General features: G+C 35.8%; 21 protein-coding genes, 1 tRNA gene and 2 pseudogenes. 20 read left to right on the top strand and 4 right to left on the bottom strand.

Annotated elements, in window-relative coordinates; translation table 11 throughout:
• From leuC to SPPN_RS06030, 20 genes are all read left to right on the top strand, one after another.
• The gene (leuC, locus tag SPPN_RS06125; RefSeq protein WP_000907566.1) at positions 1–1,383 is read left to right on the top strand and encodes a 3-isopropylmalate dehydratase large subunit; all 1,383 of its coding nucleotides are present in this window, start codon (positions 1–3) and stop codon (positions 1,381–1,383) included.
• Between the two features lie 9 nt (positions 1,384–1,392).
• Positions 1,393–1,986 (top strand): 3-isopropylmalate dehydratase small subunit, encoded by a 594-nt coding sequence (leuD, locus tag SPPN_RS06120; protein WP_000410620.1) that lies wholly within the window; start codon positions 1,393–1,395, stop codon positions 1,984–1,986.
• A 27-nt stretch (positions 1,987–2,013) separates the two neighbouring features.
• Entirely contained in the window at positions 2,014–2,793 is a 780-nt protein-coding gene (locus tag SPPN_RS06115) for an L-threonylcarbamoyladenylate synthase (protein ID WP_000160498.1), read from the top strand.
• A gap of 210 nt (positions 2,794–3,003) precedes the next feature.
• Positions 3,004–4,977 (top strand): McrB family protein, encoded by a 1,974-nt coding sequence (locus tag SPPN_RS06110; RefSeq protein WP_000253880.1) that lies wholly within the window; start codon positions 3,004–3,006, stop codon positions 4,975–4,977.
• Entirely contained in the window at positions 4,964–6,271 is a 1,308-nt protein-coding gene (locus SPPN_RS06105) for an McrC family protein (protein ID WP_001177513.1), read from the top strand. Before SPPN_RS06110 ends, SPPN_RS06105 begins: the two co-directional genes overlap by 14 nt.
• Positions 6,272–6,444: 173 nt before the next feature.
• Positions 6,445–7,431, top strand: a complete 987-nt coding sequence (locus SPPN_RS06100; RefSeq protein WP_000931173.1) for a GMP reductase — start codon at positions 6,445–6,447, stop codon at positions 7,429–7,431.
• Positions 7,432–7,497: 66 nt separating this feature from the next.
• A tRNA-Arg gene (locus SPPN_RS06095) sits at positions 7,498–7,569 on the top strand.
• A gap of 183 nt (positions 7,570–7,752) precedes the next feature.
• Positions 7,753–8,451, top strand: coding sequence for a ribonuclease III (gene rnc / locus SPPN_RS06090; RefSeq protein WP_000661493.1), 699 nt, complete (start codon positions 7,753–7,755; stop codon positions 8,449–8,451).
• On the top strand, positions 8,442–11,981 hold the full coding sequence (smc, locus tag SPPN_RS06085; RefSeq protein ID WP_000280969.1) for a chromosome segregation protein SMC: 3,540 nt from the start codon (positions 8,442–8,444) through the stop codon (positions 11,979–11,981). Before rnc ends, smc begins: the two co-directional genes overlap by 10 nt.
• 142 nt (positions 11,982–12,123) lie before the next feature.
• Positions 12,124–12,921 (top strand): hypothetical protein, encoded by a 798-nt coding sequence (locus SPPN_RS06080; RefSeq protein ID WP_000410458.1) that lies wholly within the window; start codon positions 12,124–12,126, stop codon positions 12,919–12,921.
• A 3-nt stretch (positions 12,922–12,924) separates the two neighbouring features.
• Entirely contained in the window at positions 12,925–14,907 is a 1,983-nt protein-coding gene (locus SPPN_RS06075; RefSeq protein WP_000760347.1) for a PEP/pyruvate-binding domain-containing protein, read from the top strand.
• 122 nt (positions 14,908–15,029) lie between these two features.
• Positions 15,030–15,830, top strand: coding sequence for a hypothetical protein (locus SPPN_RS06070; RefSeq protein WP_000734059.1), 801 nt, complete (start codon positions 15,030–15,032; stop codon positions 15,828–15,830).
• Positions 15,799–16,713 (top strand): DNA-3-methyladenine glycosylase family protein, encoded by a 915-nt coding sequence (locus tag SPPN_RS06065; RefSeq protein ID WP_000855624.1) that lies wholly within the window; start codon positions 15,799–15,801, stop codon positions 16,711–16,713. Before SPPN_RS06070 ends, SPPN_RS06065 begins: the two co-directional genes overlap by 32 nt.
• Before the next feature lies 1 nt (position 16,714).
• Positions 16,715–17,176 carry an NUDIX hydrolase gene (locus tag SPPN_RS06060; RefSeq protein WP_000584689.1) on the top strand — a complete coding sequence of 154 codons (462 nt, stop codon included), beginning with the start codon at positions 16,715–16,717 and terminating at the stop codon, positions 17,174–17,176.
• Positions 17,173–17,967 (top strand): ABC transporter permease, encoded by a 795-nt coding sequence (locus SPPN_RS06055; RefSeq protein ID WP_000599441.1) that lies wholly within the window; start codon positions 17,173–17,175, stop codon positions 17,965–17,967. The genes SPPN_RS06060 and SPPN_RS06055 overlap by 4 nt, the downstream gene beginning before the upstream one ends.
• Before the next feature lie 20 nt (positions 17,968–17,987).
• Positions 17,988–18,968: an ABC transporter ATP-binding protein gene (locus SPPN_RS06050; protein WP_000895179.1), complete on the top strand. Its 981-nt coding sequence runs from the start codon at positions 17,988–17,990 to the stop codon at positions 18,966–18,968.
• The gene (locus SPPN_RS06045; RefSeq protein WP_000624863.1) at positions 18,961–19,761 is read left to right on the top strand and encodes an ABC transporter permease; all 801 of its coding nucleotides are present in this window, start codon (positions 18,961–18,963) and stop codon (positions 19,759–19,761) included. The genes SPPN_RS06050 and SPPN_RS06045 overlap by 8 nt, the downstream gene beginning before the upstream one ends.
• Positions 19,762–20,030: 269 nt before the next feature.
• Complete coding sequence (locus tag SPPN_RS06040; RefSeq protein ID WP_000620476.1) at positions 20,031–20,669, top strand: CPBP family glutamic-type intramembrane protease; 639 nt, start codon at positions 20,031–20,033, stop codon at positions 20,667–20,669.
• On the top strand, positions 20,669–21,499 hold the full coding sequence (locus SPPN_RS06035) for a hypothetical protein (RefSeq protein WP_001016194.1): 831 nt from the start codon (positions 20,669–20,671) through the stop codon (positions 21,497–21,499). Before SPPN_RS06040 ends, SPPN_RS06035 begins: the two co-directional genes overlap by 1 nt.
• 82 nt (positions 21,500–21,581) lie before the next feature.
• Positions 21,582–21,833: a PqqD family protein gene (locus tag SPPN_RS06030; protein WP_000890592.1), complete on the top strand. Its 252-nt coding sequence runs from the start codon at positions 21,582–21,584 to the stop codon at positions 21,831–21,833.
• A 113-nt stretch (positions 21,834–21,946) separates the two neighbouring features.
• Here SPPN_RS06030 and SPPN_RS13925 read toward each other — a convergent pair.
• The 4 genes and pseudogenes from SPPN_RS13925 to SPPN_RS13920 all read right to left on the bottom strand — a co-directional run.
• A pseudogene (locus tag SPPN_RS13925) lies at positions 21,947–23,362 on the bottom strand (IS66 family transposase); the annotation flags it as partial.
• Positions 23,346–23,540, bottom strand: a complete 195-nt coding sequence (locus SPPN_RS13300) for an IS66 family transposase (RefSeq protein WP_014017266.1) — start codon at positions 23,538–23,540, stop codon at positions 23,346–23,348. The pseudogene SPPN_RS13925 and the gene SPPN_RS13300, both read right to left, overlap by 17 nt.
• Positions 23,541–23,709: 169 nt before the next feature.
• Positions 23,710–24,060: an IS66 family insertion sequence element accessory protein TnpB gene (tnpB, locus tag SPPN_RS06010; RefSeq protein WP_000974360.1), complete on the bottom strand. Its 351-nt coding sequence runs from the start codon at positions 24,058–24,060 to the stop codon at positions 23,710–23,712.
• Positions 24,041–24,225, bottom strand: a pseudogene (locus SPPN_RS13920) (hypothetical protein). The gene tnpB and the pseudogene SPPN_RS13920 overlap by 20 nt, the downstream one beginning before the upstream one ends.
• Positions 24,226–24,388 lie beyond the last annotated feature (163 nt).

Genomic DNA, 24,388 nt, shown 5'->3' with positions numbered 1-24,388 from the left:
ATGGCAGGAAAATCGATTTTTGATAAATTATGGGACCGTCATGTCATCACAGGAGAAGAGGGGCAACCCCAACTCATGTATGTGGACCAGCACTATATTCATGAAGTGACCAGCCCTCAGGCTTTTCAAGGACTACGAGATGCAGGTCGCAGATTGAGACGGCCAGACTTGACATTTGGAACCTTTGACCACAACGTCCCGACGGTCAATATCTACGATATTAGAGATGTCATTTCCAAGGCTCAAATTGATAAGCTGGCTGAAAATGTTGAGGAGTTTGGGATTGAACATGCGGCCCACGGTTCTGAAAAACAGGGAATCGTGCACATGGTAGGTCCAGAAACAGGACGGACGCAACCAGGAAAATTCATTGTTTGTGGGGACAGCCATACGGCAACCCACGGAGCTTTCGGAGCTATCGCCTTTGGAATTGGGACCAGCGAGGTCGAGCATGTCTTTGCTACCCAGACCCTCTGGCAGGTCAAACCTAAGAAAATGCTGGTGGAATTTACAGGTGTTCCTCAAAAAGGAGTTTATTCTAAGGATTATATTCTCGCCTTGATTGCCAAGTACGGTGTTGCCTGTGGTGTTGGCTATGTGGTGGAATATCGTGGGCAAGCGATTGATGCACTGAGCATGGAAGAGCGAATGACCATCTGCAATATGTCCATCGAGTTTGGCTCTAAGATGGGAATCATGAATCCAGATCAAACCACCTATGACTATCTCAAGGGACGCGAGTGTGTTCCCGAAGATTTCGAGGAGGCTGTGGCTGATTGGAAAACAATTGTCAGCGATGATGATGCTGTTTACGATAAGGTTATCCAGATGGATGTCTCAGACTTAGCTCCTATGGTAACCTGGGGAACCAATCCTGCTATGGGAGTTGACTTTGACAGCAGTTTCCCAGAAATTAAGGATATGAATGATGAGCGAGCCTACAATTACATGGACTTGGAGCCTGGTCAAAAGCCAGCTGATATTGAACTAGGCTATATCTTTATCGGTTCTTGTACCAATGCTCGTCTCAGTGACTTGCAACTGGCTGCGCGATTTGTCAAAGGAAAGAAAATAGCCCCCAACTTAACGGCTATCGTAGTCCCAGGTTCTCGTCCTGTCAAACGAGCTGCTGAGAAGTTGGGCTTGGACAAGGTATTTCTAGATGCTGGCTTTGAGTGGAGAGACCCTGGTTGCTCCATGTGTCTGGGGATGAATCCTGACAAGGTTCCAGATGGCGTTCACTGTGCCTCAACCAGCAACCGCAACTTTGAAGACAGACAGGGATTTGGTGCTAAGACTCACCTCTGCAGTCCAGCCATGGCAGCTGCAGCAGCTATCGCAGGGCGCTTTGTAGATGTTCGGAAAATGCCAGAAGCCCAGTAAGGAGAGGATATGGAGAAATTTACAGTTTATACGGGAACGACCGTTCCTCTCATGAATGATAACATCGACACCGACCAAATCCTTCCCAAGCAGTTTCTCAAGTTAATTGATAAAAAAGGCTTTGGTAAGTACCTCATGTATGCTTGGCGTTATTTGGATGACAAGTATACTGAGGACCCAGACTTTGTCTTTAACCGACCTGAATATCGTAAAGCTAGTATTCTCATTTCAGGGGATAACTTTGGGGCAGGGTCTTCGAGGGAACACGCAGCTTGGGCTCTAGCGGACTATGGTTTCAAGGTCGTAATTGCAGGATCTTTTGGTGATATTCATTACAATAATGAACTCAATAATGGCATGTTGCCTATTGTACAGCCCAGAGAGGTTAGAGAGAAACTAGCACAGCTAAAACCAAGTGACCAGATAACTGTGGACTTGGAACAACAAAAAATCATCTCACCAATTGGAGAATTCACTTTTGAAATCGATAGTGAGTGGAAACACAAACTCTTAAATGGTTTGGATGATATCGGTATTACCTTGCAGTATGAAGATTTGATTGCTGCTTATGAAAAACAACGACCAGCCTACTGGCAGGATTAGAAGAAAAATAGAAAAGGAAATAGAACTATGACAAAACACATTCAATGGAACGGAACACTTTCACAAGAAGGCTATGACATTTTAAAAGGTGAGGGCGGATGTATCGTTTGCCCTACAAAAGTTGGTTACATTATTATGACTAGTGACAAGGCAGGTCTTGAACGCAAGTTCGCAGCCAAAGAGCGTAATCGTAACAAACCAGGTGTTGTTCTCTGCGGTAGCATGGATGAGCTTCGTGCTTTAGCACAACTCAATCCAGAAATTGAAGCCTTCTACCAAAAACATTGGGATGAAGATATTCTTCTTGGTTGTATCCTTCCTTGGAAACCAGAAGCCTTTGAGAAATTGAAAGCTTATGGGGATGGCCGTGAAGAACTGATGACTGACGTTCGTGGTACTAGCTGTTTCGTTATCAAGTTTGGGAAAGCTGGTGAACAATTGGCTGCCAAACTTTGGGAAGAAGGCAAGATGGTCTATGCCTCATCTGCAAACCCATCTGGAAAAGGAAACCGTGGTAAGGTAGAAGGTATCGGAGAACGCATCGAAGGAGCAGTGGACCTTGTCATTGAAGCAGATGACTATGTGGCATCTATCCAACCTGACAAAACGATTGAAACACGCTACGAGCAAGGTGTGATGGTCTCTATGGTCGATAAAGACGGCAAACTCATTCCAGAACAAGGAGGAGCTCGCTCAACTTCACCAGCTCCAGTTGTAATCCGCAAAGGGCTTGATATTGATAAGATTATGATGCATCTGTCAGACACCTTTAACTCATGGGACTACCGCCAGGGAGAGTATTATTAAGATAAAAAGAAGTCTAGTGTAACGAGGGAATAAAGCTTTCTACACTAGACTTTTTCTTTAGAAATTCTTTTCTTTTTTTGATAGATATGATATGCTAGATGCAGAATATATTAATAGAATGTGGTTTCTGCAAAGTAAAATATCTTACTTTGAACGAAACAAATATAATTTACGTCTAACAATAAATTTTTAATAAGCAAGGAAAACACAATGGTTTCAAAACAAACTTTCATTGACAGGATAAAAAAAGAATTCCCAGATGCAATTGAAAATCAAACAAAAAGTTATATTTCTTTTCAGGTTAAGAATAGGAAAGGGAAGTTGCAAAATTTTATAGAGATTAATTTTCAGAATAAAGGAATAAAGATTGCCGTTCTCTCTAAGAGTCTTCGTGATTCAGATATTTTGTTGTTTAATAAGAAGCCTGATTCATTCGGTTGGACACTTGATGCTGAGTATTTTATTAAGGACGAAAATTCATTAAATGAGATTTTACCTTTTATAAATAAATCTTATGAGTTTGTAAAAAGTGGAGTTAACTTAGAGCGTTATAAAGTCTTCAGAGAATTTTTGTCTAAATTTGTGAATCAAGCAAATATCTATAATTCGAAAGATATAAAAATGAAACGTTCTCAAAAATTAGATGGAGCTGAATATCTTTATCCTGCTCTGACTATTGAGGGTATTCCGTACAAAGTTGAAATGCTTAACACAGGTCATTTTGGTCCAAAGAGTGGTGATGGATATATTAAGTCACCTTACTTTGGCTATCGGCTGAGTGACATTGATAACTCATGGATAAATATAAGGTGTGGTTTTCAGAGATTTAAACTCACAGAATTTAAAATTGTAAAATGGTATAGTAATAATCGAGATGAAGATTTAGAGTATAAATACTTTGTCAAGGACTTAGAGTTGGAATCAACTGCTGAACCTAACGATATTTTAAAAGAGTTTTATGATAATTTCACTAGTTTTTATAGAGAATCAGAAAAGGAAGAGATAAACATGTCAGAAAATATCAACGAGTATAAGAATATCTTATTACAATCCAAAAACCTCATCCTCCGCGGTGCTCCTGGCACGGGAAAAACTTATCTTGCTAAAGAAATTGCTAAAGAATTAACGGATGGCAACGAAGATCAAATCGGCTTTGTACAGTTTCATCCATCTTATGATTATACGGATTTTGTTGAGGGGTTAAGACCGGATTCAAATGAGGATGGCAGTATATTTTTTAAATTAAAAGAAGGTATTTTTAAGAAGTTTTGTCAGAATGCTATAGATTCTAAGAAGATTGGAGGTCAAGATAATTTTGATGAAGCTTGGGATCTTTATCTTGAGTATATAAATAACAGAGATGAAAAAGAATATTTGACAGAATTTTCCTATCTAACAGTAAATAGTCGAAATAATTTTAATATCAATTATGAAACTAAAGCCCAAGGAACTGTCTTAACAAAATCTTATGTTTATGAACTATATAAAGATGAAAACTATCTGAAACAGCCCTATTATCATAACCAAGGAAAAAAAGTCCTTGAAACTTTAAAGAAAAGATTTGGTTTGAAAGACTATATTTCTCCAGAAGAGGTTGAAACAGACAAAAACTTCGTTTTCATCATCGATGAGATCAATCGTGGGGAGATTTCTAAGATTTTTGGTGAACTCTTTTTCTCTATCGATTCTGGTTATCGTGGTGAAAAGGGAAGTGTTTCTACCCAGTATGCTAATTTACATGAGACTGATGAGAAATTTTATATCCCTGAAAATGTTTATATCATTGGGACTATGAATGATATTGACCGCTCAGTGGATACCTTTGATTTTGCTATGCGTCGTCGTTTCCGTTTTGTTGAAATTACTGCTGAGAGTCAAGTTGGTATGCTAGACGATGTTCTCGGTGATGAAGCAAAAGAAGCGAAAAAACGTTTAAGAAACTTAAATGCTGCTATCGAAAATGTTCAGGAGCTAAACAGTCATTATCATATCGGACCAAGTTATTTCCTTAAGTTGAAGGATGTAGATTTTGACTATGAATTACTCTGGTCTGATTACCTCAAACCACTTTTGGAAGATTATCTACGTGGTTCTTATGAAGAAGACGAAATACTGAATACTTTGAAAAAAGCATATGATTTGAGAAATCAGCAAGATATTGGTGATGACGATGCAGTTAACTGACAATCAACAGGCCTTAAACAAAGAAGAGTTTATCACAGAATATCCTAAAATTAGTCAAGTTCTTTTAGATAGAACTCTAGATAATCTTTCTCAAGAAGATAGTATCTTTATATTTCCAAACGACCTGAAAAATTCTCCTGATTTGGATAAGGACCAAAAGATTTTGGAAACAGTCAATCAGAAAATTAAGACAGGGAATGTGATTGGATTTCTGGGGTGTGGTCAGGAGAGATTAACCATTTCTTCTCGCTTTTCGAGTAAAAGTGATGACTATTTTTTGCATTATCTATTGCAGAAAGTTCTAAATATCAATCTCACTAGTTTGGATGTTGTTTTATCGCGCGAGGAAAGACTCTATCAGCTTTTAATCTACCTCTTTCCAAAGTATTTGGAAGCTGCTATGCGAAAGGGACTTTATAAGGAATACCAGAGGTTTTCCCATAATGATAGTCATATCAAGGGAGTGATTGATGTAGTAAATCATCTCAAGAAAAATCTTCCTTTCACAGGTAATATTGCTTATACTACAAGAGAATTTACTTATGACAATCCGATGATGCAGCTGATTCGTCATACTATCGAGTACATTAAAAATCAAAAATCTCTAGGAAGAGGCATCATTTATACTAATCGTGAAAATATTACAGAAATAATTCGTGTAACACCTTCGTATAAACAAGCTGATCGTGCTAAGATTATAAGACTAAATCAAACAAAACCTCTTCGTCATGCCTACTTTCGAGAGTACAGAAAATTGCAAGAACTTTGTCTGATGATATTAAACAGAGAAAAGCACGGTTTTGGATATCAAGAGCAAAAAATTCATGGCATTCTCTTTGATGTTGCTTGGCTTTGGGAAGAATATGTTCATACCTTGTTGCCAAAAGATTTCATACATCCTAGAAATAAGGATAAGACGGACGGTATTTCAGTATTTTCTAATCGTGAAAGAAAAGTATATCCAGATTTTTATCATAAAGAGTTAAAAATCGTCTTAGATACTAAATATAAAAAACTGGAATTGACTGAAAAGGGAATCAACCGTGAGGACTTATTCCAGCTGATTTCCTATTCTTATATTTTGAAAGCTGAGAAGGCTGGTCTTGTTTTTCCGAGCAAGGACAAGGTTGTTGATAATGAGATAGGAAAGCTAGCAGGTTATGGAGCTTTGTTAAAGAAATGGTCTATCCAAATTCCTCAGAAGTCTTCATCCTATAGTGAATTTTGTGAAATGATGGAAAACTCCGAAGAAATTTTTAAAAATAATATTACTAAAGAAGTAGGGAGAAAATAATCTCTCCTCTTTTTATTGTTATTTATACAGCAAAATCCGAACATTATATTTTAATTTATAAAATTATTTGACAAAAACTGTACTTTGATTTATAATTAATTAAGGATACGCCGGAAAAGGCGTAGTGATGCGCAAGCATAGGTAGGTCATTACAAAAGAAACGAGACATCGATATGTTAAATGAATTTCCAATTTTTGATTACGAAGATATTCAATTGATTCCAAATAAATGTGTGATTAAAAGCCGTGCAGAAGCAGATACAAGTGTCACTCTAGGAAATCACACCTTTAAACTACCTGTTGTGCCAGCTAATATGCAGACGATTTTGGATGAAAATGTAGCAGAGCAACTGGCTAAAGGGGGTTACTTCTACATTATGCATCGTTTTGATGAGGCAGGACGCATTCCTTTTATTAAACGCATGCACGATCAAGGGCTCATTGCTTCCATTTCTGTCGGTGTTAAGGACTATGAATATGAGTTTGTTAGCCAGCTCAAGGCTGACGCTCCAGAATACATCACGATTGACATTGCTCATGGTCATGCGGATAGCGTGATTTCTATGATTCAACACATAAAGAAAGAATTGCCAGATACCTTTGTCATTGCTGGAAATGTAGGAACACCAGAAGCGGTGCGCGAATTGGAAAATGCTGGTGCGGATGCTACTAAAGTCGGAATCGGTCCTGGTAAGGTTTGTATTACCAAGGTTAAGACTGGTTTTGGTACAGGTGGTTGGCAGTTGGCTGCTCTACGCTGGTGTGCTAAGGCTGCACGTAAACCGATTATCGCTGATGGAGGGATTCGCACTCACGGTGATATTGCTAAGTCTATCCGTTTCGGTGCCAGCATGGTTATGATTGGTTCCCTCTTTGCAGGACACATCGAAAGTCCAGGGAAAACGATTGAAGTCGATGGTGAACAGTTCAAAGAATACTATGGTTCAGCTTCACAATATCAAAAGGGTGCTTACAAAAATGTGGAAGGCAAACGTATCTTGCTTCCTGCCAAAGGTCATCTGCAAGACACTTTAACTGAGATGGAACAAGACCTTCAAAGTGCTATTTCTTATGCAGGTGGACGTCAGGTTGCTGACCTTAAACACGTTGATTATGTTATCGTGAAAAACTCAATCTGGAATGGGGATGCTTCCCACTAAGATGGGCTATCCGTCTAGAAAAAAACTTGTTATTAGAGCAAATTTCTGTTATAATAAAACAAGTTTCCACCCTTAGTGTAATGGATATCACGTAAGATTCCGGTTCTTGAGATGGGGGTTCGATTCCCTCAGGGTGGATGTAAACATCCTAAAAAAGCCTTTAATAGGGCTTTTTTCTTTACACAGCCCTAAATTGGCCCTTAAAATTGAAAATCTCTTTTTAAAGAATTCCCAAATGCTTTCCAGTCCCGTTTTAAAGTGACTCAGGGGGCTTTTTTTGATATAATAAAAAGGACTGTTATCAGTTAGAAAGAGGTTGGTATGAAAGAATTACAAACTGTACTAAAGAACCATTTTGCAATCGAATTTGCAGACAAAAATTTACTGGAAACTGCCTTTACTCATACGAGTTATGCCAATGAGCACCGCCTCTTAAAAATTTCACACAATGAACGCTTGGAATTTTTAGGAGACGCTGTTCTACAGTTATTGATTTCAGAATATCTGTATAAAAAATATCCTAAAAAGCCTGAGGGTGACCTGTCTAAACTCCGTGCCATGATTGTCCGCGAGGAAAGTTTGGCTGGTTTTGCGCGTGATTGCCAGTTTGATCAGTTTATCAAGCTTGGTAAGGGGGAAGAAAAGTCTGGTGGTCGCAATCGTGATACCATTCTTGGTGATGCCTTTGAAGCCTTTCTTGGTGCCCTCCTTTTGGATAAGGACGTGACCAAGGTCAAGGAATTTATCTATCAAGTCATGATTCCTAAGGTTGAAGCAGGAGAGTTTGAGATGATTACAGACTACAAAACCCATCTCCAAGAGTTACTTCAGGTCAATGGCGATGTGGCTATCCGTTATCAGGTGATTTCTGAAACGGGTCCTGCCCACGATAAGGTCTTTGATGTAGAAGTTCTTGTTGAAGGCAAGAGCATTGGTCAAGGTCAAGGTCGTTCGAAAAAATTAGCAGAGCAGGAAGCTGCCAAAAATGCCGTTGAGAAAGGGCTGGATTCATGTATTTAAAGGAAATCGAAATTCAGGGATTCAAGTCTTTTGCTGACAAGACCAAGGTCGTCTTTGACCAAGGTGTGACGGCAGTCGTTGGTCCCAATGGATCTGGAAAGTCTAATATTACAGAAAGTTTACGTTGGGCCCTGGGGGAGTCAAGTGTTAAGAGTCTCCGTGGGGGCAAGATGCCAGATGTCATCTTTGCCGGAACAGAGAGTCGTAAACCGCTCAATTATGCTTCTGTAGTTGTGACTCTGGATAATAATGATGGATTTATCAAGGATGCAGGTCAAGAAATCAGGGTAGAACGCCATATCTATCGTAGCGGAGATAGCGAATACAAGATTGACGGCAAGAAAGTCCGTCTGCGTGATATTCATGACCTTTTCTTGGATACTGGTTTGGGACGAGATTCCTTCTCTATCATTTCCCAAGGGAAGGTTGAGGAGATTTTCAACTCCAAGCCTGAAGAACGCCGAGCTATTTTTGAAGAAGCTGCAGGAGTTTTGAAATACAAGACTCGTAGAAAAGAAACAGAGAGTAAACTGCAGCAAACTCAGGATAATCTGGACCGTCTTGAGGACATTATCTACGAGTTGGATAATCAAATCAAGCCTCTTGAGAAGCAAGCTGAAAATACCCGTAAGTTTCTAGATTTGGAAGGTAAACGCAAGGCTATTTACTTGGATGTCCTTGTTGCTCAAATCAAGGAAAATAAGGCTGAACTAGACTCGACAGCAGAAGAGTTGGCACAGGTTCAGGAACTCTTAACTAGCTATTACCAAAAGCGTGAAAAATTAGAAGAAGAAAACCAAACTCTTAAAAAGCAACGCCAAGATTTACAAGCTGAAATGACCAAAGATCAGGGCAGTTTGATGGACTTGGCTAGTCTGATTAGTGATTTAGAGAGAAAATTAGCCCTATCGAAATTAGAATTTGAGCAAGTAGCCCTGAATCAACAGGAAGCACAAGCTCGTTTGGCTGCTTTGGAGGATAAGAGAAATTTACTAAGTCAAGAAAAATCTGATAAAGAAAGCTCTTTAACTCTGTTAGAGGAAAATCTAGTCAAAAATAATCAAAAACTCAATCGTTTAGAAGCTGAATTGCTAGCTTTTTCAGATGATCCTGATCAGATGATTGAGCTTTTGCGTGAACGCTTTGTGGCGCTTTTACAAGAAGAAGCTGATGTCTCAAACCAGCTGACCCGTATCGAAAACGAGTTGGAAAATAGTCGTCAGCTTTCTCAAAAACAAGCAGATCAACTAGAAAAGCTGAAAGAACAGCTGACTACAGCTAAAGAGAAGGCTAGTCAGCAAAAAGAAGAGCTTGAAACTGCCAAGGAGCAGGTTCAAAAATTATTGGCCGATTATCAAGCTATTGCCAAGGAGCAAGAGGAGCAGAAAGCTTCCTATCAAGCTCAACAAAGTCAACTATTTGACCGTCTGGATAATCTCAAAAACAAGCAGGCCAGAGCTCAGAGTTTGGAAAATATTCTGAGAAATCATAGTAACTTTTATGCAGGTGTTAAGAGTGTTCTCCAAGAAAAAGATCGCCTTGGTGGGATTATTGGTGCAGTCAGTGAGCACCTGACTTTTGATGTGCATTATCAAACTGCCCTAGAGATTGCGCTTGGAGCCAGCAGCCAGCATATCATCGTAGAAGATGAAGAGTCGGCAACCAAAGCCATTGATTTCCTTAAACGAAACAGAGCCGGTCGTGCAACCTTCCTTCCATTGACAACGATCAAGGCGCGTACGATTTCTAGCCAGAATCAAGATGCTATCGCTGCAAGCCCAGGTTTTCTTGGGATGGCAGATGAGTTGGTGTCGTTTGATAAGAGACTAGAAGCCATTTTCAAAAACTTGCTAGCCACGACAGCGATTTTTGATACCGTAGAACATGCGCGTGCAGCAGCGCGCCAGGTTCGTTATCAGGTTCGTATGGTGACATTGGATGGTACAGAGTTGCGCACAGGTGGTTCTTATGCAGGTGGTGCCAATCGCCAGAATAATAGTATCTTCATCAAGCCAGAACTGGAGCAATTACAAAAAGAAATTGCTGAAGAAGAAGCAAGCTTGCGTAAAGATGAAGAGAGTTTGAAGACCTTGCAAGAGGAGGTGGCTAGACTGACAGAAAGATTAGAAGCCATCAAATCTCAGGGTGAGCAGGCTCGTATTCAGGAGCAGGGCTTATCCCTCGCTTATCAGCAGACCAGTCAGCTAGTTGAGGAACTAGAAACTCTTTGGAAACTCCAAGAAGAGGAATTAAATCGTCTTTCTGACGGAGATTGGCAAGCAGATAAGGAAAAATGCCAAGAGCGTCTTGCTACCATTGCCAGTGACAAGCAAAATCTGGAAACTGAGATTGAAGAAATTAAGTCTAACAAAAATGCTATCCAAGAACGCTATCAAAACTTGCAGGAAGAGGTAGCGCAAGCTCGCTTGCTTAAGACAGAACTGCAAGGACAAAAACGTTATGGAGTTGCAGATATTGAACGTTTAGGCAAGGAATTGGACAATTTAGATATCGAGCAAGAGGAAATTCAGCGCCTTCTTCAAGAAAAGGTTGACAATCTTGAGAAAGTTGATACGGATTTACTCAGTCAGCAGGCCGAAGAAGCTAAAACTCAGAAAACAAACCTCCAACAAGGTTTAATTCGCAAGCAGTTTGAGTTGGATGATATTGAAGGTCAACTGGATGATATTGCTAGTCATTTGGATCAGGCTCGCCAGCAGAATGAAGAGTGGATTCGCAAGCAAACACGTGCTGAAGCTAAGAAAGAAAAGGTCAGCGAGCGCTTACGCCATTTACAAAGTCAATTAACAGACCAGTATCAGATTAGCTATACTGAAGCACTAGAAAAGGCACATGAATTGAAAAACCTCAATCTGGCAGAGCAAGAGGTGCAGGAATTAGAGAAGGCTATTCGCTCACTGGGTCCTGTCAATTTGGATGCTATTGACCAGTACGAAGAAGTCCACAACCGTTTGGATTTCCTAAATAGCCAGCGAGATGATATTTTGTCAGCGAAAAATCTGCTTCTTGAAACCATCACAGAGATGAATGATGAGGTAAAGGAACGCTTTAAATCAACGTTTGAAGCTATTCGTGAGTCCTTTAAAGTGACCTTCAAACAGATGTTTGGCGGAGGTCAAGCGGACCTCATTTTGACTGAAGGAGACCTGCTGACAGCTGGGGTTGAGATTTCTGTTCAACCTCCAGGTAAGAAAATCCAGTCTCTTAACCTCATGAGTGGTGGTGAAAAAGCCTTATCAGCTCTTGCTTTGCTTTTCTCCATTATTCGTGTCAAGACCATTCCTTTTGTCATCTTGGATGAGGTAGAAGCTGCGCTGGACGAAGCTAATGTTAAGCGTTTTGGGGATTACCTCAACCGCTTTGACAAGGACAGCCAGTTCATCGTCGTAACCCACCGTAAGGGAACCATGGCAGCGGCTGATTCTATCTATGGAGTGACCATGCAAGAGTCAGGTGTCTCAAAAATTGTTTCGGTTAAGTTAAAAGATTTAGAAAGTATTGAAGGATGACAATTAAACTAGTAGCAACAGAAATCGGGATAAGGAAATTGATACAATATTTAATTTTTATCTAAACCATGAAATAAGAGCTGCAGTTGAAGATATTCTGAAAATAGTTTATTATAAAGATATAAAAAAGCGGGGTATTGTAATGGAAAAGTTTAAAAAATTGAAGAGATCTAACTATATAAGTGGTAAATTTTATTCTGATAGAGATGATTATATAGAGTATATTTCCAAGAAATATAATATTCCTAAAAACGAGGTTTTGGAGAATGACGAGTTAGTTATCGAGTTAACACAAAATTGGTTTAAGCAAGGTCAAGTTGGCTGTGGATTTGCGCAATATATGGCAGGTGATGCTGATAAATTCGGTTGGCGTTTTATTGTTGAGAAAGAATCTGAGTACACTAAATCTTCAATAAGTAAGCTATATGGTAGAATTAATGAACATTTGCAAGCTTCAGGAGATGAGGTACTATCAATATTATTTCCAAATATTGATTCTGATGTTAGATTTGCAGAGTTAATTCAGTCACTAGTAGAGTACACTCCATTTTTTATTGAAAATACTCAAGAATATTCTGAGGAATTAATATTACTTTCACTCAGACTGGATATCTCGGGTAATAAAAATAACTCATGGATAATGGCACTGGGACCGTTTAGTAATTTTCCAGCAACTAGGCAATGTCCAATTACACAAATCGTAATAAGGTTAAAGGTTAAAGATACTGGACGCATGTATCATAAGGCTAAAAATGTTAGTGATGCTCACAATGCTGATATGCCAGTAGATATGATAGAACCAAGGAAGCAAGATGCTTTATGGGAGCTTTCTTTTAAAAATACAGAGCGAGTTTTAGGACATAAGCCAGATAATTTATCTGCGGCAAAATATACATGTCCTATTCCAAAGAAGATTTATAAAAATTTATTTAAAGGGTAATCTATGAAAAAATACTTAATTAATTTAAATGGTGCAAATAATATAACTAAAAAGACGATAGGTAATAAGGCCTATTATGTAAATTTATTAGAAAAAATAAAAGTCAAAACCCCACATTCTTACGCCATTTCTTCAGAGTTTTTAATGGATTTAATAGGGAGTGATTTCTTTGATGTTAATAGTGATTCTACAAATTTGGGAAATTTACTACAGAAGAAATTAATAGATTCAAAGTATAATCCACTTTGGAATGATTTATTCAATGAGATTGAAGATGCTTATGGTGTTAATAAAAGGATTGCAATTCGAAGTACCTCATTAAATGAAGATAATACTGATACAGCAAGTGCGGGTAATTACACTACAGTGTTAAATGTCAAAATGAATCATTTTGACATAGTTAGTGGAGTAATGAGAGTATTCGAGTCTTATATAAAATACAAATATACATGGAAAGAAAAACATGTCATATTTCCGGTATTAATTCAAGAGTATATTGACTTAAAATACAATGGGGTGGCATTCTCTAGAAACCCGTTAACTATGGAAAATGAATTTATACTAGAGATAGGAAAAAGTAATAAATCTGTTGTTAATGGAGAAATTAACTATGTTTCGATATATAGCATAGATAACGAGCAAGTGGAAGAGACGCAAGAAGAAAAGCAATTTAAAGAAGATAATGAATATAAAGATAAGATTCAGGAGTTAATTTATGAAGTTGAAGAATTAGCTGGATTTAGTAAGACAGGAGTAGATTTAGAATGGGGACTTAGTCAAGATGGTCAATTATTTGTATTTCAAATACGAGCAATCACAACGAAACCTTTATTTTTTGAAAGAGCTCAAAAGGATAAGTGCTTTTTCATCGATTTAGATTCAGACGAAGTGCATAAAATGGGGTTCCCGAAATTTCAAAAGGGGCTGATTTCTAAGCAATGGAAGAAGCGACATTGGATGAAACAAATCCTCCGTAATGCAGGTATCAACAGAGATTATAGACTTGGATTCTTAGTATTTGATAAAGTTAGAGCAAGTGAGGTTACAATTCAGAGTGAGATTGATAGGATATTTTCAAGTCAAGAATTATTACTTATATTTGAGACTCAGGATGGGAAAAAACAAAATAAGATAATAAATAGAAGTGAATTTAGCACTTCAATAGATTCAATTGCTATGTTGGGTGGGATTAGCATAGTTTGGGTAACTGAATTTCATAAACCAATTTTGTCTGGCTATTCTAAAATATTAAACCAGAACATTATAATAGAATACATTGTAGGTGATTTGATTGGCTTGAAGAATGAAGTGATAAATTATATGTCTGAGGTTATTCTTTCTGTTAATGGGATTAAAATACATGAGTGTATTTCTGAACAGAAAATACAGTATTCTTTTGATCAAACAAACAATTCGGTTAGAGTGGATTATTATGAACCGGTACCAAAAATCTCAAATGAACATTTGAATCAAATACGAGATATAACGACAACCTTAGATATAGAATATAGGGGTGTGGTCGTAGAGTGGGTATTAACTGATAGAGGGGTTTTAGTATATGATATGTCCGACGATAAATCAGTTATCAATGATAACTATCAAACTATTGAAGGGTATCGTGTGATTTCCACTGGATCTTTATCTGGAAATATTATAGAGCTGGATGAGATTTTATTTTCTAAGCTAGCGATGCAAAATAAAACCTTAGTTAGCGTTGTACCTAGTGTAAACGAAATGGAAAATGTTGAGAATAACTCTATATTGAAAGAATTAGAAATGAAAATATCAACAGTTTCCAATCCTATATTGCTAGCACCTTATCCAGATATAAGTTTATTTCCTTTATTAAATAAAGTATCGGGATTTATTTTTAAATCAGGCTCCGTGTTAGGTCATTTGAGTATTCATTTGCGTGAAAGAAAAGTACCAGCAATTATCTTAGATGAAAGAAAGATAGCAAAAGATACGATAGATTTAATTATTTAATGTCAGACAATAAGCTCACATTAGTAATACATCTGATTATAAGTGGATTATACGAGTACGAAAGATAATATTAACTCATATTGCTGATATTAATTAACGTAGTAAATTGGAGAACAAAAAGGATGAAAAAGCTGATATATACTTCTTACGATGGTGATAACATCCATTTAATTGAACTTTTTATAAGTTTTGTATTAAATACTGGCAATATTCCTGTCAATCCAACTAACAATTTGGGTTACTATTTGTCAACTACTTATTATGAGAATAATAAGTTTGAATGTGTCAAAGATTGTGTATCTCTTGAGCTAATTTGTGATGAGCTTTGGATTTTTTCTGATAATGAAAATCACCAATTACCTGAAGGTGTGATATTTGAATTTTTAGAATGGAAAGCTAATAAGGGCTCTAATGTGAAGATTATCCCGATTGATATAGTTAAAAAATTTTTTTCAGGGGAATGGGTTTTATCGCTTAATGAATTTGACTACTCATGTGACGAAGTATACAAACTATTAAATAGGGAAAAATGCAAAGAATTGGAACAGACAATTTTTCTTACAAATCAATTGAGGAGTGTCCTACTATTAGACTTGGATGACAAATATTTTAAATATGCTGATTGGGTAAAACAAAAGGCATTTGAAGAGGGGTATGTACCTTTAATCACATGTGTGACTGTGCCAGTATATAAGTTAATCGAATGTCAGATATTTGAACCCGCAGATAAGTATTATAGCATAATAAGGAATAAAGTTAAGTATTTTAGACAAGTCGTTGAGTATGATGAAAGGGAGTGTACTCATAGATATGAAAGTGTATGGACATTACAATATTGTAGCGTCCCTAAATATGTGAGCAAGAACTGGGCTATGACAGAGATAGAAAATAATGAAAACAATGAAAACAATAAAAAAAGTTAGAGTAACTAATTATTCTTTGAGTAAATCACTGGACTGTCTTGAGAGGATGGGGAAATTATTCCCAATTGTGAGAATTGATGACAGTGCTTGTAGAATTTTTATTAGAAATAATGATACTAATTATTTATTTGAAGTCTCACAATGTGGTAATGATTTTCAAGTCACTATGCTATTAGGTGAACTAAGTGATAGTGAGACTCAGCAGATGTTTAACAAAGTATTTAGTATTTTTGATTTACATAATAATAATTATAATAAAATAGATGCTTATGCTTACGGAACAGTAGACTCCACAATATTGTTTAAATCATTAAAGGGACTCCGAATCATAAAGGATACAAACATCTTGAATTGTATAATACGAACGATTATTAGCCAACAAGTTAGTTTGAAGGCTGCCTCAAATATAGTTAGAAGATTTATTGAGTATTATGGAGATAGCATAGAATTCGAAGGAACTCACTACTTTCAATTTCCTACAGCTGAATTCATTGCTACAAGTTTAACCGTTACTCAACTAAGGGAAATTGGAATTCCCTTAACACGTGCAGACGCTATCATTAGTTTAGCTATTAAAGTACGCAAAATGGAGAAACCTTTAGATGATTATTCATATAGTGAATTGAAAGATATTGTGATCTGTATCAAAGGTATAGGTAAATGGACAGTTGAAATGTTAGGTTTGTTTTATTTTACAGCCCCGGATATTGTACCAGTTGCTGATCTAGGCTTGCATCGGGCTATTGAATATCTATATAATTTACCTGAAAGAAGTATATCCAAAATAAATGTGAATAGTGTAACAAACAATTGGAGTGGTAATAAATCTTTGCAGGTTTATTATATTTGGGAATATTGGATGTTAAACAAAGAGGAAAATTGATTTGATAATTTTGGAAGACGGAAACTTTAAATTGACAGTTTCAATAATTATAAAGAGTGGGGATGAGGTGCTTCTTCAGTTACGTGATCAGACGGGCTATATGGACGGATATTGGGATTTAGGTGTCAGTGGACATGTTAAAAATCAGGAAGAATTAAGGGATGCAGCAGTTCGAGAAGCTCATGAAGAATTAAATTTGGAAGTTGTTCCAGAAAAATTGAAATTCATTACGATGATACAAAATGTTAGAGATAATTATATTTATACTTATTTTCTTTATGATCTCCCAATTGATGGAGAAATTAAATATCGTATAAACGAGCCTAATCAAATAAAAGGTTTATTTTGGTCCAAGCTTTATAGTTTACCTAAAAATATACTTCCACAAAACAAAGTAGCCATAGAAAGCTACTTACATAATATTTATTATGAAAAGATCTATTATGAAGGAGGAGACAGATGATTCTAGCTGTAATTAAACGAAATTGGCAAATGTACAAGAGATACTTTCCAATTACTTTATTTTTGAATAGAATCTTAGATGCATTTTTTCAACTAATAGTATTTTGGTTGATAGCTAATTATATGTTTACTAATCAATCAAAGATTGGCTCTGGTTATTTTATTAAAGACTACTTCACCTACGCTGCTATAGGAATGATATTTTATAATGTGTCTGTAGCGGTTCTAATGAATGTTGGTAGGTCGCTAATTACAGAAGTCAAAGAAGGTACTCTAGAAAGTTTACTAATAACACCTTATAAAGTTAGAAAATATTACTTTGGGGTTTTTATCGAACAATTGGGACGAACTTGTATAGAATGTATGTGTACAATCCTTCTTGCTTTGATGTTAGGGGCGGAAATTTTAAGTATATCTCCTGTTGTATGGATATTAGGAACTGTGTATGTTTCGCTTATTTCGTTTTGTATGGGAGTGTTACTTTCTAATATTATGCTGTGGTTGCGAGACACATTTCTTAGTCAAAATACACTCTTTGTAGTAATATTTTTATTATCAGGTATAACATTTCCAAGACATATATTGCCAATACCATTGAGCTTTATTGGTGAACTTATTCCATTGACTCATGCACTAGAATTTATCCGTATGCTTATGACTTCTAACTATACTTATAACGACATATTTAATGTGGTTTTAAAAGGTTTGATAGGGGCAGTAATATATTATCTTGTTGGTTTATTTTACTACAAGAAAGTGGAGCAGAAAGTTATTGGATACATCTCATATTAAAAAATAAGGGGAGATAAAAGTTGTTAGAAGTAAAAAATGTAAGTAAGCATTATGTTATAAAAAAAAGAAGCAAAATTTTTAGCAGTTCTAAAATTAAAAAGAATGCAGTAAAGAATGTATCAATAAATATACCTAAAGGAAAAATTATAGGAGTTTTGGGTGAAAATGGTGCAGGAAAGACTACTCTAATTAAAATGATGACGACATTGCTTCTACCGGATAGTGGAGAAATTTTACTAGATGGTAATGATATTAATGATGACCTGGCTCTTACAAGAAAAAAAATCAATGTTATTAACGGTGGTGAACGAAATCTTTATTGGCGTCTTACAGCTATTGAAAATCTTGTATATTTTGCCTCGCTATATAATATATCGAGGGATGATGCATTAAGTATCTCAGAACCATTACTAATTGAGTTCGGTCTGTGGGAAAGTCGCGATATTCCAGTTGAACAATATTCGAAGGGAATGAAACAGCGTCTTCAAATCATTAAAGGATTACTTAACAATCCTAGCTACCTCTTTCTAGATGAGCCTACAATTGGATTAGATGTTAGTGTTTCTAGGGATCTAAGAGAAAGAATTAAAGATATTGCTAATAATAAAAATAAGGGAGTTTTGCTCACAACACACTATATGGCAGAAGCTGAAGAATTATGTGATTATATTTATATACTGAACAAGGGTAGAATTATACTAGAAGGAACGAAAGACGAAGTACTGCAGAAGCTTTCTTTAGATAAGGAAGTTATTATTAATCTTATCGAGACTGGTACAGATGATCGGTCTATACTAAATCTGAATAATATATTTCCCGAAAGTGAAATAACTGATGTGGATGGAGAGTGTGTATTTAGGCTGAAGTTAAAAGATCGAGAGGTTACAGAAGTGCTAAGTACTTTAACGTCACATGGGTACAAATTCAATAAACTACAAGTAATTGAACCGTCTCTTGAAGACGCTATAATTAAATTAAAGAAAGAGAATAAAGATGATTAGTATGTTTAGGGCTGAATTGAGGAGAACATTATTAAACGATAGTATAAATCGCTTCTATTTATTTTCACTTATTATTTGGCCACTTTTTTCTTTTATCCATACGTTTTATAATTTGAGTTTGTTTCCTATTGAAAAATTAAAAATTGACAATATTAATTCAGAACAGCAGCTATATTATTTTATTTTTATAGGCTATTGTGTTTTTATACTATTTTCAAATGCTGTGCAAAGTTCATGGCGTCTTGGTTCGGAAAGAATTCAAGGTACATTAAGCCAAATATTTTTAGCTCCAATTAACAAAATAAGGTGGATATATATTAGAAGTTTTTCACTAGTTTTGAGTAACTCATGGTTTTTCATATTATTGTTTATTTTAGGTATTTTTTTATATAGCGAAAAGGATTTTATTTCCGTTCTTAAAATTACGTTAGCTATTATAATAATGATAGTAGCGGTATGGATTTGGTCCGCCTTCATTGCAAGCTTTTTCATAATAATGCGAGACGGGACATTATTATTTGTATTAATTCAAGGTCCACAAGATACTTTTAGTGGTGTCCAAGTACCTTTGAGCATATCCCCAAAATTTGTAAGAATTATTGGAAGCTTATTCCCTCTATCATATACAATCTCTTTACTAAGGGAAATACTAATTGGTCAATCCTTACTAAAAATATCATCAATTTTCTTTGTGTTTTTAGTAGTTAATATTTTAATAATATTAACTACAATAGTTGTGCTAAAACTTGGAGAGGCTCATTTAAGGAAAAATGGTAGTATCGATTTCTATTAATATTAACGGAAAGACTTGCCTTTTATTGCTATTTATAGTATACTTGTATAGTAATCATATATAATAAGAGTGTAGTTCTTAATTTTTAGAAAGGAGTATAGTGTATGGCAAAGAAAAAATACCAAACACCTAAAGTATCTGAGTTAAAATCAGCAGCTGGAATTAATGTTAAGGCTTAACAGGATTGTGTTATAGAGTTAATTTTAAAAACCATCTTAAGTCTAATACTTAAGATGGTTTTATCTTTTTTTAAAAAACAGGAGAAATCATTGATTAGACTAGTTTTAGCAATAATTGTTGTATTTTGGATTGCTTTGCCTCTATCTTATCAAATTCAAAGCAAAATTAGAGGTGATTTACTTTTACGTATTGTCAGGATATTAAGTATTAATATTCCATATCTAGCTATATTTCTTATTATAAAGTATCCATCATATAGTTTTTTTATAAATTATATGATTTTATTACCAATTATTTTAAGTATCATATATATTCTTATTGATTTTAAAAATTTATCTTATTCAAATAATCCTGCAATATTTTCATATTTTGGGGAGGTCAGGAAAGAACAATTATTATCACGTTTTAGCGAGGTTACCGTGATGCCTCTTATAGAGGAACTGTTTTATAGAGGAACAATCCCAATCACAGGCTCTATAAAGGAAATATTGATTATCTTTTTACTAACAACTTTATTGTTTAATCTAGCTCATTATATTGGACAGAGTAATGATATAACATTTCACTTGAAACTATTCATCCTATCTTTATTCTCATTTCTAATATACTATTTTACACATAATATTATTTATTCAATTATTTTCCATGTATTGTGTAATATACCTTGGTTTGTTACTAATTATAGAATGTACCTTTATAGCAAAAAACAAAAGAATGAGGTGTTTTAATGAATCATTTAAATAATAATGCTAAAAAATTAGCAGAAAATTTATTATCGAGATTTAGTATCTACGAGGAATTCAATATTCTTAATATAAATACAGTATTTGTTGCAGGTTCAATTTTTGAAGGTTTTGGTAATAGTCGCTCTGATATAGATATATTCATAATTTTAAATAGAATTGATGATCAAGTTCTAACAAGTTTTGTCAATCAAAATCAAGATTTTTCATTATTCAAACGTGAACATAAAAGAATGTTAACGATTACATATAGAGAGGTTGATTATGACATTGAGTTACATGAAGTAGATGCTATCCAGAATTATGCAGAGCTTGTTAATAGAGGACAAGGATCGAAATATAGTCCTTATTATGATTTTTTTCATCGATTAAAATTTGCGCAACCACTTGGTGGAGTAGAATTTTTTAGAAAATTAAAAAATTCTATAGACTATAACAAGTATAATTTGATTGTCCCTCTAGGAGTGAGGATGTATTATAGTATTAGAGTTACAGATATTCAAGGAGCTTTTGAAGAAGGAGCATATGACACTTCTCTATATATGGCATTGTCTTTGTTAGAAGACTGCATTAGTTCCTACCTTTCACTTTTTGGTGAGACTAATCCAAATAAAAAATGGTTAATTAAAAAAATACACAGACTTGAGAAATCTAACCAGCTGAATATCAGCTTAAGTGAATCAATGGTGATATCATACAATCAGATTGATTTTTCGGATGAACTAAGTTTAAAGGCTAAGACAGTCATAGTATTAAAAGAATGTCAAAAAATAAACTTAGAGTGCGAAAAATTAATTGCGCAATACACAGAATAAATCTATTTTGTGGCATTAGTGAAATAAAGTTTTTTATTAAAATATTGTAATTTAAATCATCAAAAGGAGAGGAGAACTAAGAATGTTAGAAAAGAATCCTTTTGTCACTGAAAAATATCAGGACAACAATTTATTCCTAATTTATAATAATAAGGTTCACATCCTTACAGGTATTGCTCCATTTATTTGGGAAAGCATCAGAAATGGAATCTCTAGGGAGTATTTGTTAGCAGAAATATTAAATAATTATGATGTAAAGGAGAAGAAAGCCGAAAAAGATTTAGAAAAAATTATCAAAAAATTATTGGTGTTAGGTGTCTTAACTGAAAAATAGGAATATATTCAAAACATCTAGTAATAATCTTTGTAAGCGCCCAATAACGAAGTATATTGAAAAATCTCCAGACTAGAGAACTCATTGACAGTTCCTAATCTGGAGATTTCTTATTTGCACTTTTCTTGTACAACTTTAATCCATGGTAAATAAACCTCTAAAACCTCTTTGTTTACGAGAGTTTCCTCGTTTGGAAGACATTCTAGAAGATAGGATAGATATTTTTCACTATTTAGTTGATGACGTTTAGCTGTTTCCAACAAACTCATAATAATAGCTGTTGCTTTAGCTCCTTCAAAACTTTGAGAAAACAACCAATTTTTACGTCCCATAACCAATGATTTAATGGCACGTTCAGCTAGATTATTGGAAAGGACCAGATGCCCGTCTTTCAAAATGGCCTTAAAGGTTTCTTCATACTTGAGACTGTATTCAATTGCCCTTCCTAGTTTTGAACCAGGTAAAACTGACTGACGCCGACACCAAGCAAAGAAGTCTTCCATTAGGGGGTGGAGCTCTTCTTGACGTTTCTGTAGTCGTTCATCAGCTGGCAAAACCTCCCAGTCTCTTTCCAAGGCAAATAACTGGTCACAATAAGCTAAACCTTTAGCTCCTAAGGATGATTTATCTGCTTGCTTGGGGGTCGCTTCAAAAAACTTCCTTCTCACATGTGCCCAACATCCAACAAGTTCAGCCTCTTCCAGTTGACGATAAGCTTCTAGCGGTTCGCAGTTTACCAAGCTTAGCGTCGCCTTGCTCCTAAACCTTGGACTGCTATCGCATAGGCAGAACTAGAGGACTAAAGTCCTAAGTTACTGCCGCAACATATCACAATGCACATATCCAGAATAATCTCCTAGGAATTCTTGTACTACCGAACCACTCCGACGCTGATCATGATGGTAAAGAGTGATGCCTTGTTCCTCAGTTTTCCCTGACAAAAAGGTCCAATAGTAGGTCAGATGGCTATCACTCTCTAAAACCCGATAAGAGGTTTCATCCGCATGAAGAAGAGATTGTTCTAACAACTTTTCTCGTAAAAGATTATAAAGGGGCTCCAAATAATAGTGACTCGTCTTGATATGCCAATTAGAAATTTCCTTACGTGTGATTGGTAAACCCATCTTAGCCCAATCTTCTTCTTGGCGATAATTGGGTACCTTCAGATTAAACTTCTGATGGATGGTGTGAGCGATAATAGAGGCTGAGCCAAGGCTATGCGCCAAAGGGGCTTTAGGGACAGGAGCTTTTACAATTTTATCACTTGGATTATTCTTACTGCATGCTTGGCACTTGTAAGCGTGTTGAATATGATCAACTCTTTTTAATTGCGCAGGAATAAAGACCAATTCTTGTCCTTGAAGGCTCGCTCCAATTTCTTTTAGCTCTCCCTGACAGTTAGGGCAAATGCAGACCTCTAAGCGATGATGAACTTCTTCTGAATTAAATTGGGCAAGAAGAGATTGACGTTTCCCTTTAACTTTCTTACGTTTGTAGGTGATTTCTTCTCTTTCAACTGGGTAAGTCAGAGTCTTCTTCCAGATTTTGTTCCTCCTCAAAAAGACTGAGTTGTCCAGAGGGGCAAACACTTTTCTCAGAGGATTTTCCATAGAGCTTTTGCGTTAGATAAGCCACTTGTTCACGCAGAAGGGCAAGTTCATTGGTGAGACTATCAATTATAGCACTCTGTTGTTGAATGATTTTCAATCTTCTCCCATAGACTTTCCTCCTTATTTCCTAACTTTATTATATAGTGTATTGAATCTATAACAGTACACCTTGACTGCTAAAATATTTCTATAAATTAATTTGACTTTCCTGATAGAGATGTTCATATCTTATTTCAATTCACTATACTAAAAAGAAAGTCCTCATTTCAATAGAAATCACGACTTTCTGATGAATTTATTTTGGGAGTGATAGAAAAGCCTTTCATAAGCCAGTTTACTTGTTCAGGTGTGAGAGCTTTGACATCCTTTTCTGTACTTGGCCAAGTCAGTTTACCGTTCTCAAAGCGTTTATAAAGTAGCCAAAATCCCTGACCATCCCAGTAAAGGGCTTTAAAGCGGTCTTTACGTCCACCACAAAAGAGAAAGACTTGACCTGAAAAGGGATCTAATTCAAAGTGGGTTTTAACGAGATAAGCTAGTGAATCAATGCCTTGTCTCATATCGGTTTTCCCACAAACGAGATAGACCTGCCCTAGGCTAGATAGATGAATTGCCATAGAGCAACACCTTATCCAAAAGTTTTTCTATCATTTCTTGATTGAGAGCTTGAAAAAACTGAGTTCAAGCTTTCCAATACGAACTGTAAGCAGAAGATCATTTCTCTTTTTAGAATCAAAACGATGAGATTGTGGAACCTCTACAGGAACAATAGGTTGTGGCATTACAATATCCTCCAATAGTTTTACTTTACTAATAGTATACAGGAGGTCTTCCATGAATGATAGATACCTTGTTATGACGCGCTTATGTTTATCAAGCGTCTAATCTCAAATGGATTAGGCGCTATTTGCTTTTTCTATGGTATAATAGAAGATGGATTTATTA

This window comes from Streptococcus pseudopneumoniae IS7493, from assembly GCF_000221985.1.
Taxonomy (GTDB): domain Bacteria; phylum Bacillota; class Bacilli; order Lactobacillales; family Streptococcaceae; genus Streptococcus; species Streptococcus pseudopneumoniae.
This window is presented reverse-complemented; position numbering and strand designations above follow the sequence as displayed.

Bases quoted from the DNA above. Each gene is read 5' to 3' on its own strand.
- leuC (WP_000907566.1), top strand. From the start codon at position 1: ATGGCAGGAAAATCGATTTTTGATAAATTATGGGACCGTCATGTCATC.
- leuD (WP_000410620.1), top strand. From the start codon at position 1,393: ATGGAGAAATTTACAGTTTATACGGGAACGACCGTTCCTCTCATGAAT.
- SPPN_RS06115 (WP_000160498.1), top strand. From the start codon at position 2,014: ATGACAAAACACATTCAATGGAACGGAACACTTTCACAAGAAGGCTAT.
- SPPN_RS06110 (WP_000253880.1), top strand. From the start codon at position 3,004: ATGGTTTCAAAACAAACTTTCATTGACAGGATAAAAAAAGAATTCCCA.
- SPPN_RS06105 (WP_001177513.1), top strand. From the start codon at position 4,964: ATGCAGTTAACTGACAATCAACAGGCCTTAAACAAAGAAGAGTTTATC.
- SPPN_RS06100 (WP_000931173.1), top strand. From the start codon at position 6,445: ATGTTAAATGAATTTCCAATTTTTGATTACGAAGATATTCAATTGATT.
- rnc (WP_000661493.1), top strand. From the start codon at position 7,753: ATGAAAGAATTACAAACTGTACTAAAGAACCATTTTGCAATCGAATTT.
- smc (WP_000280969.1), top strand. From the start codon at position 8,442: ATGTATTTAAAGGAAATCGAAATTCAGGGATTCAAGTCTTTTGCTGAC.
- SPPN_RS06080 (WP_000410458.1), top strand. From the start codon at position 12,124: ATGGAAAAGTTTAAAAAATTGAAGAGATCTAACTATATAAGTGGTAAA.
- SPPN_RS06075 (WP_000760347.1), top strand. From the start codon at position 12,925: ATGAAAAAATACTTAATTAATTTAAATGGTGCAAATAATATAACTAAA.
- SPPN_RS06070 (WP_000734059.1), top strand. From the start codon at position 15,030: ATGAAAAAGCTGATATATACTTCTTACGATGGTGATAACATCCATTTA.
- SPPN_RS06065 (WP_000855624.1), top strand. From the start codon at position 15,799: ATGAAAACAATGAAAACAATAAAAAAAGTTAGAGTAACTAATTATTCT.
- SPPN_RS06055 (WP_000599441.1), top strand. From the start codon at position 17,173: ATGATTCTAGCTGTAATTAAACGAAATTGGCAAATGTACAAGAGATAC.
- SPPN_RS06045 (WP_000624863.1), top strand. From the start codon at position 18,961: ATGATTAGTATGTTTAGGGCTGAATTGAGGAGAACATTATTAAACGAT.
- SPPN_RS06035 (WP_001016194.1), top strand. From the start codon at position 20,669: ATGAATCATTTAAATAATAATGCTAAAAAATTAGCAGAAAATTTATTA.
- SPPN_RS06030 (WP_000890592.1), top strand. From the start codon at position 21,582: ATGTTAGAAAAGAATCCTTTTGTCACTGAAAAATATCAGGACAACAAT.
- tnpB (WP_000974360.1), bottom strand. From the start codon at position 24,060: ATGGCAATTCATCTATCTAGCCTAGGGCAGGTCTATCTCGTTTGTGGG.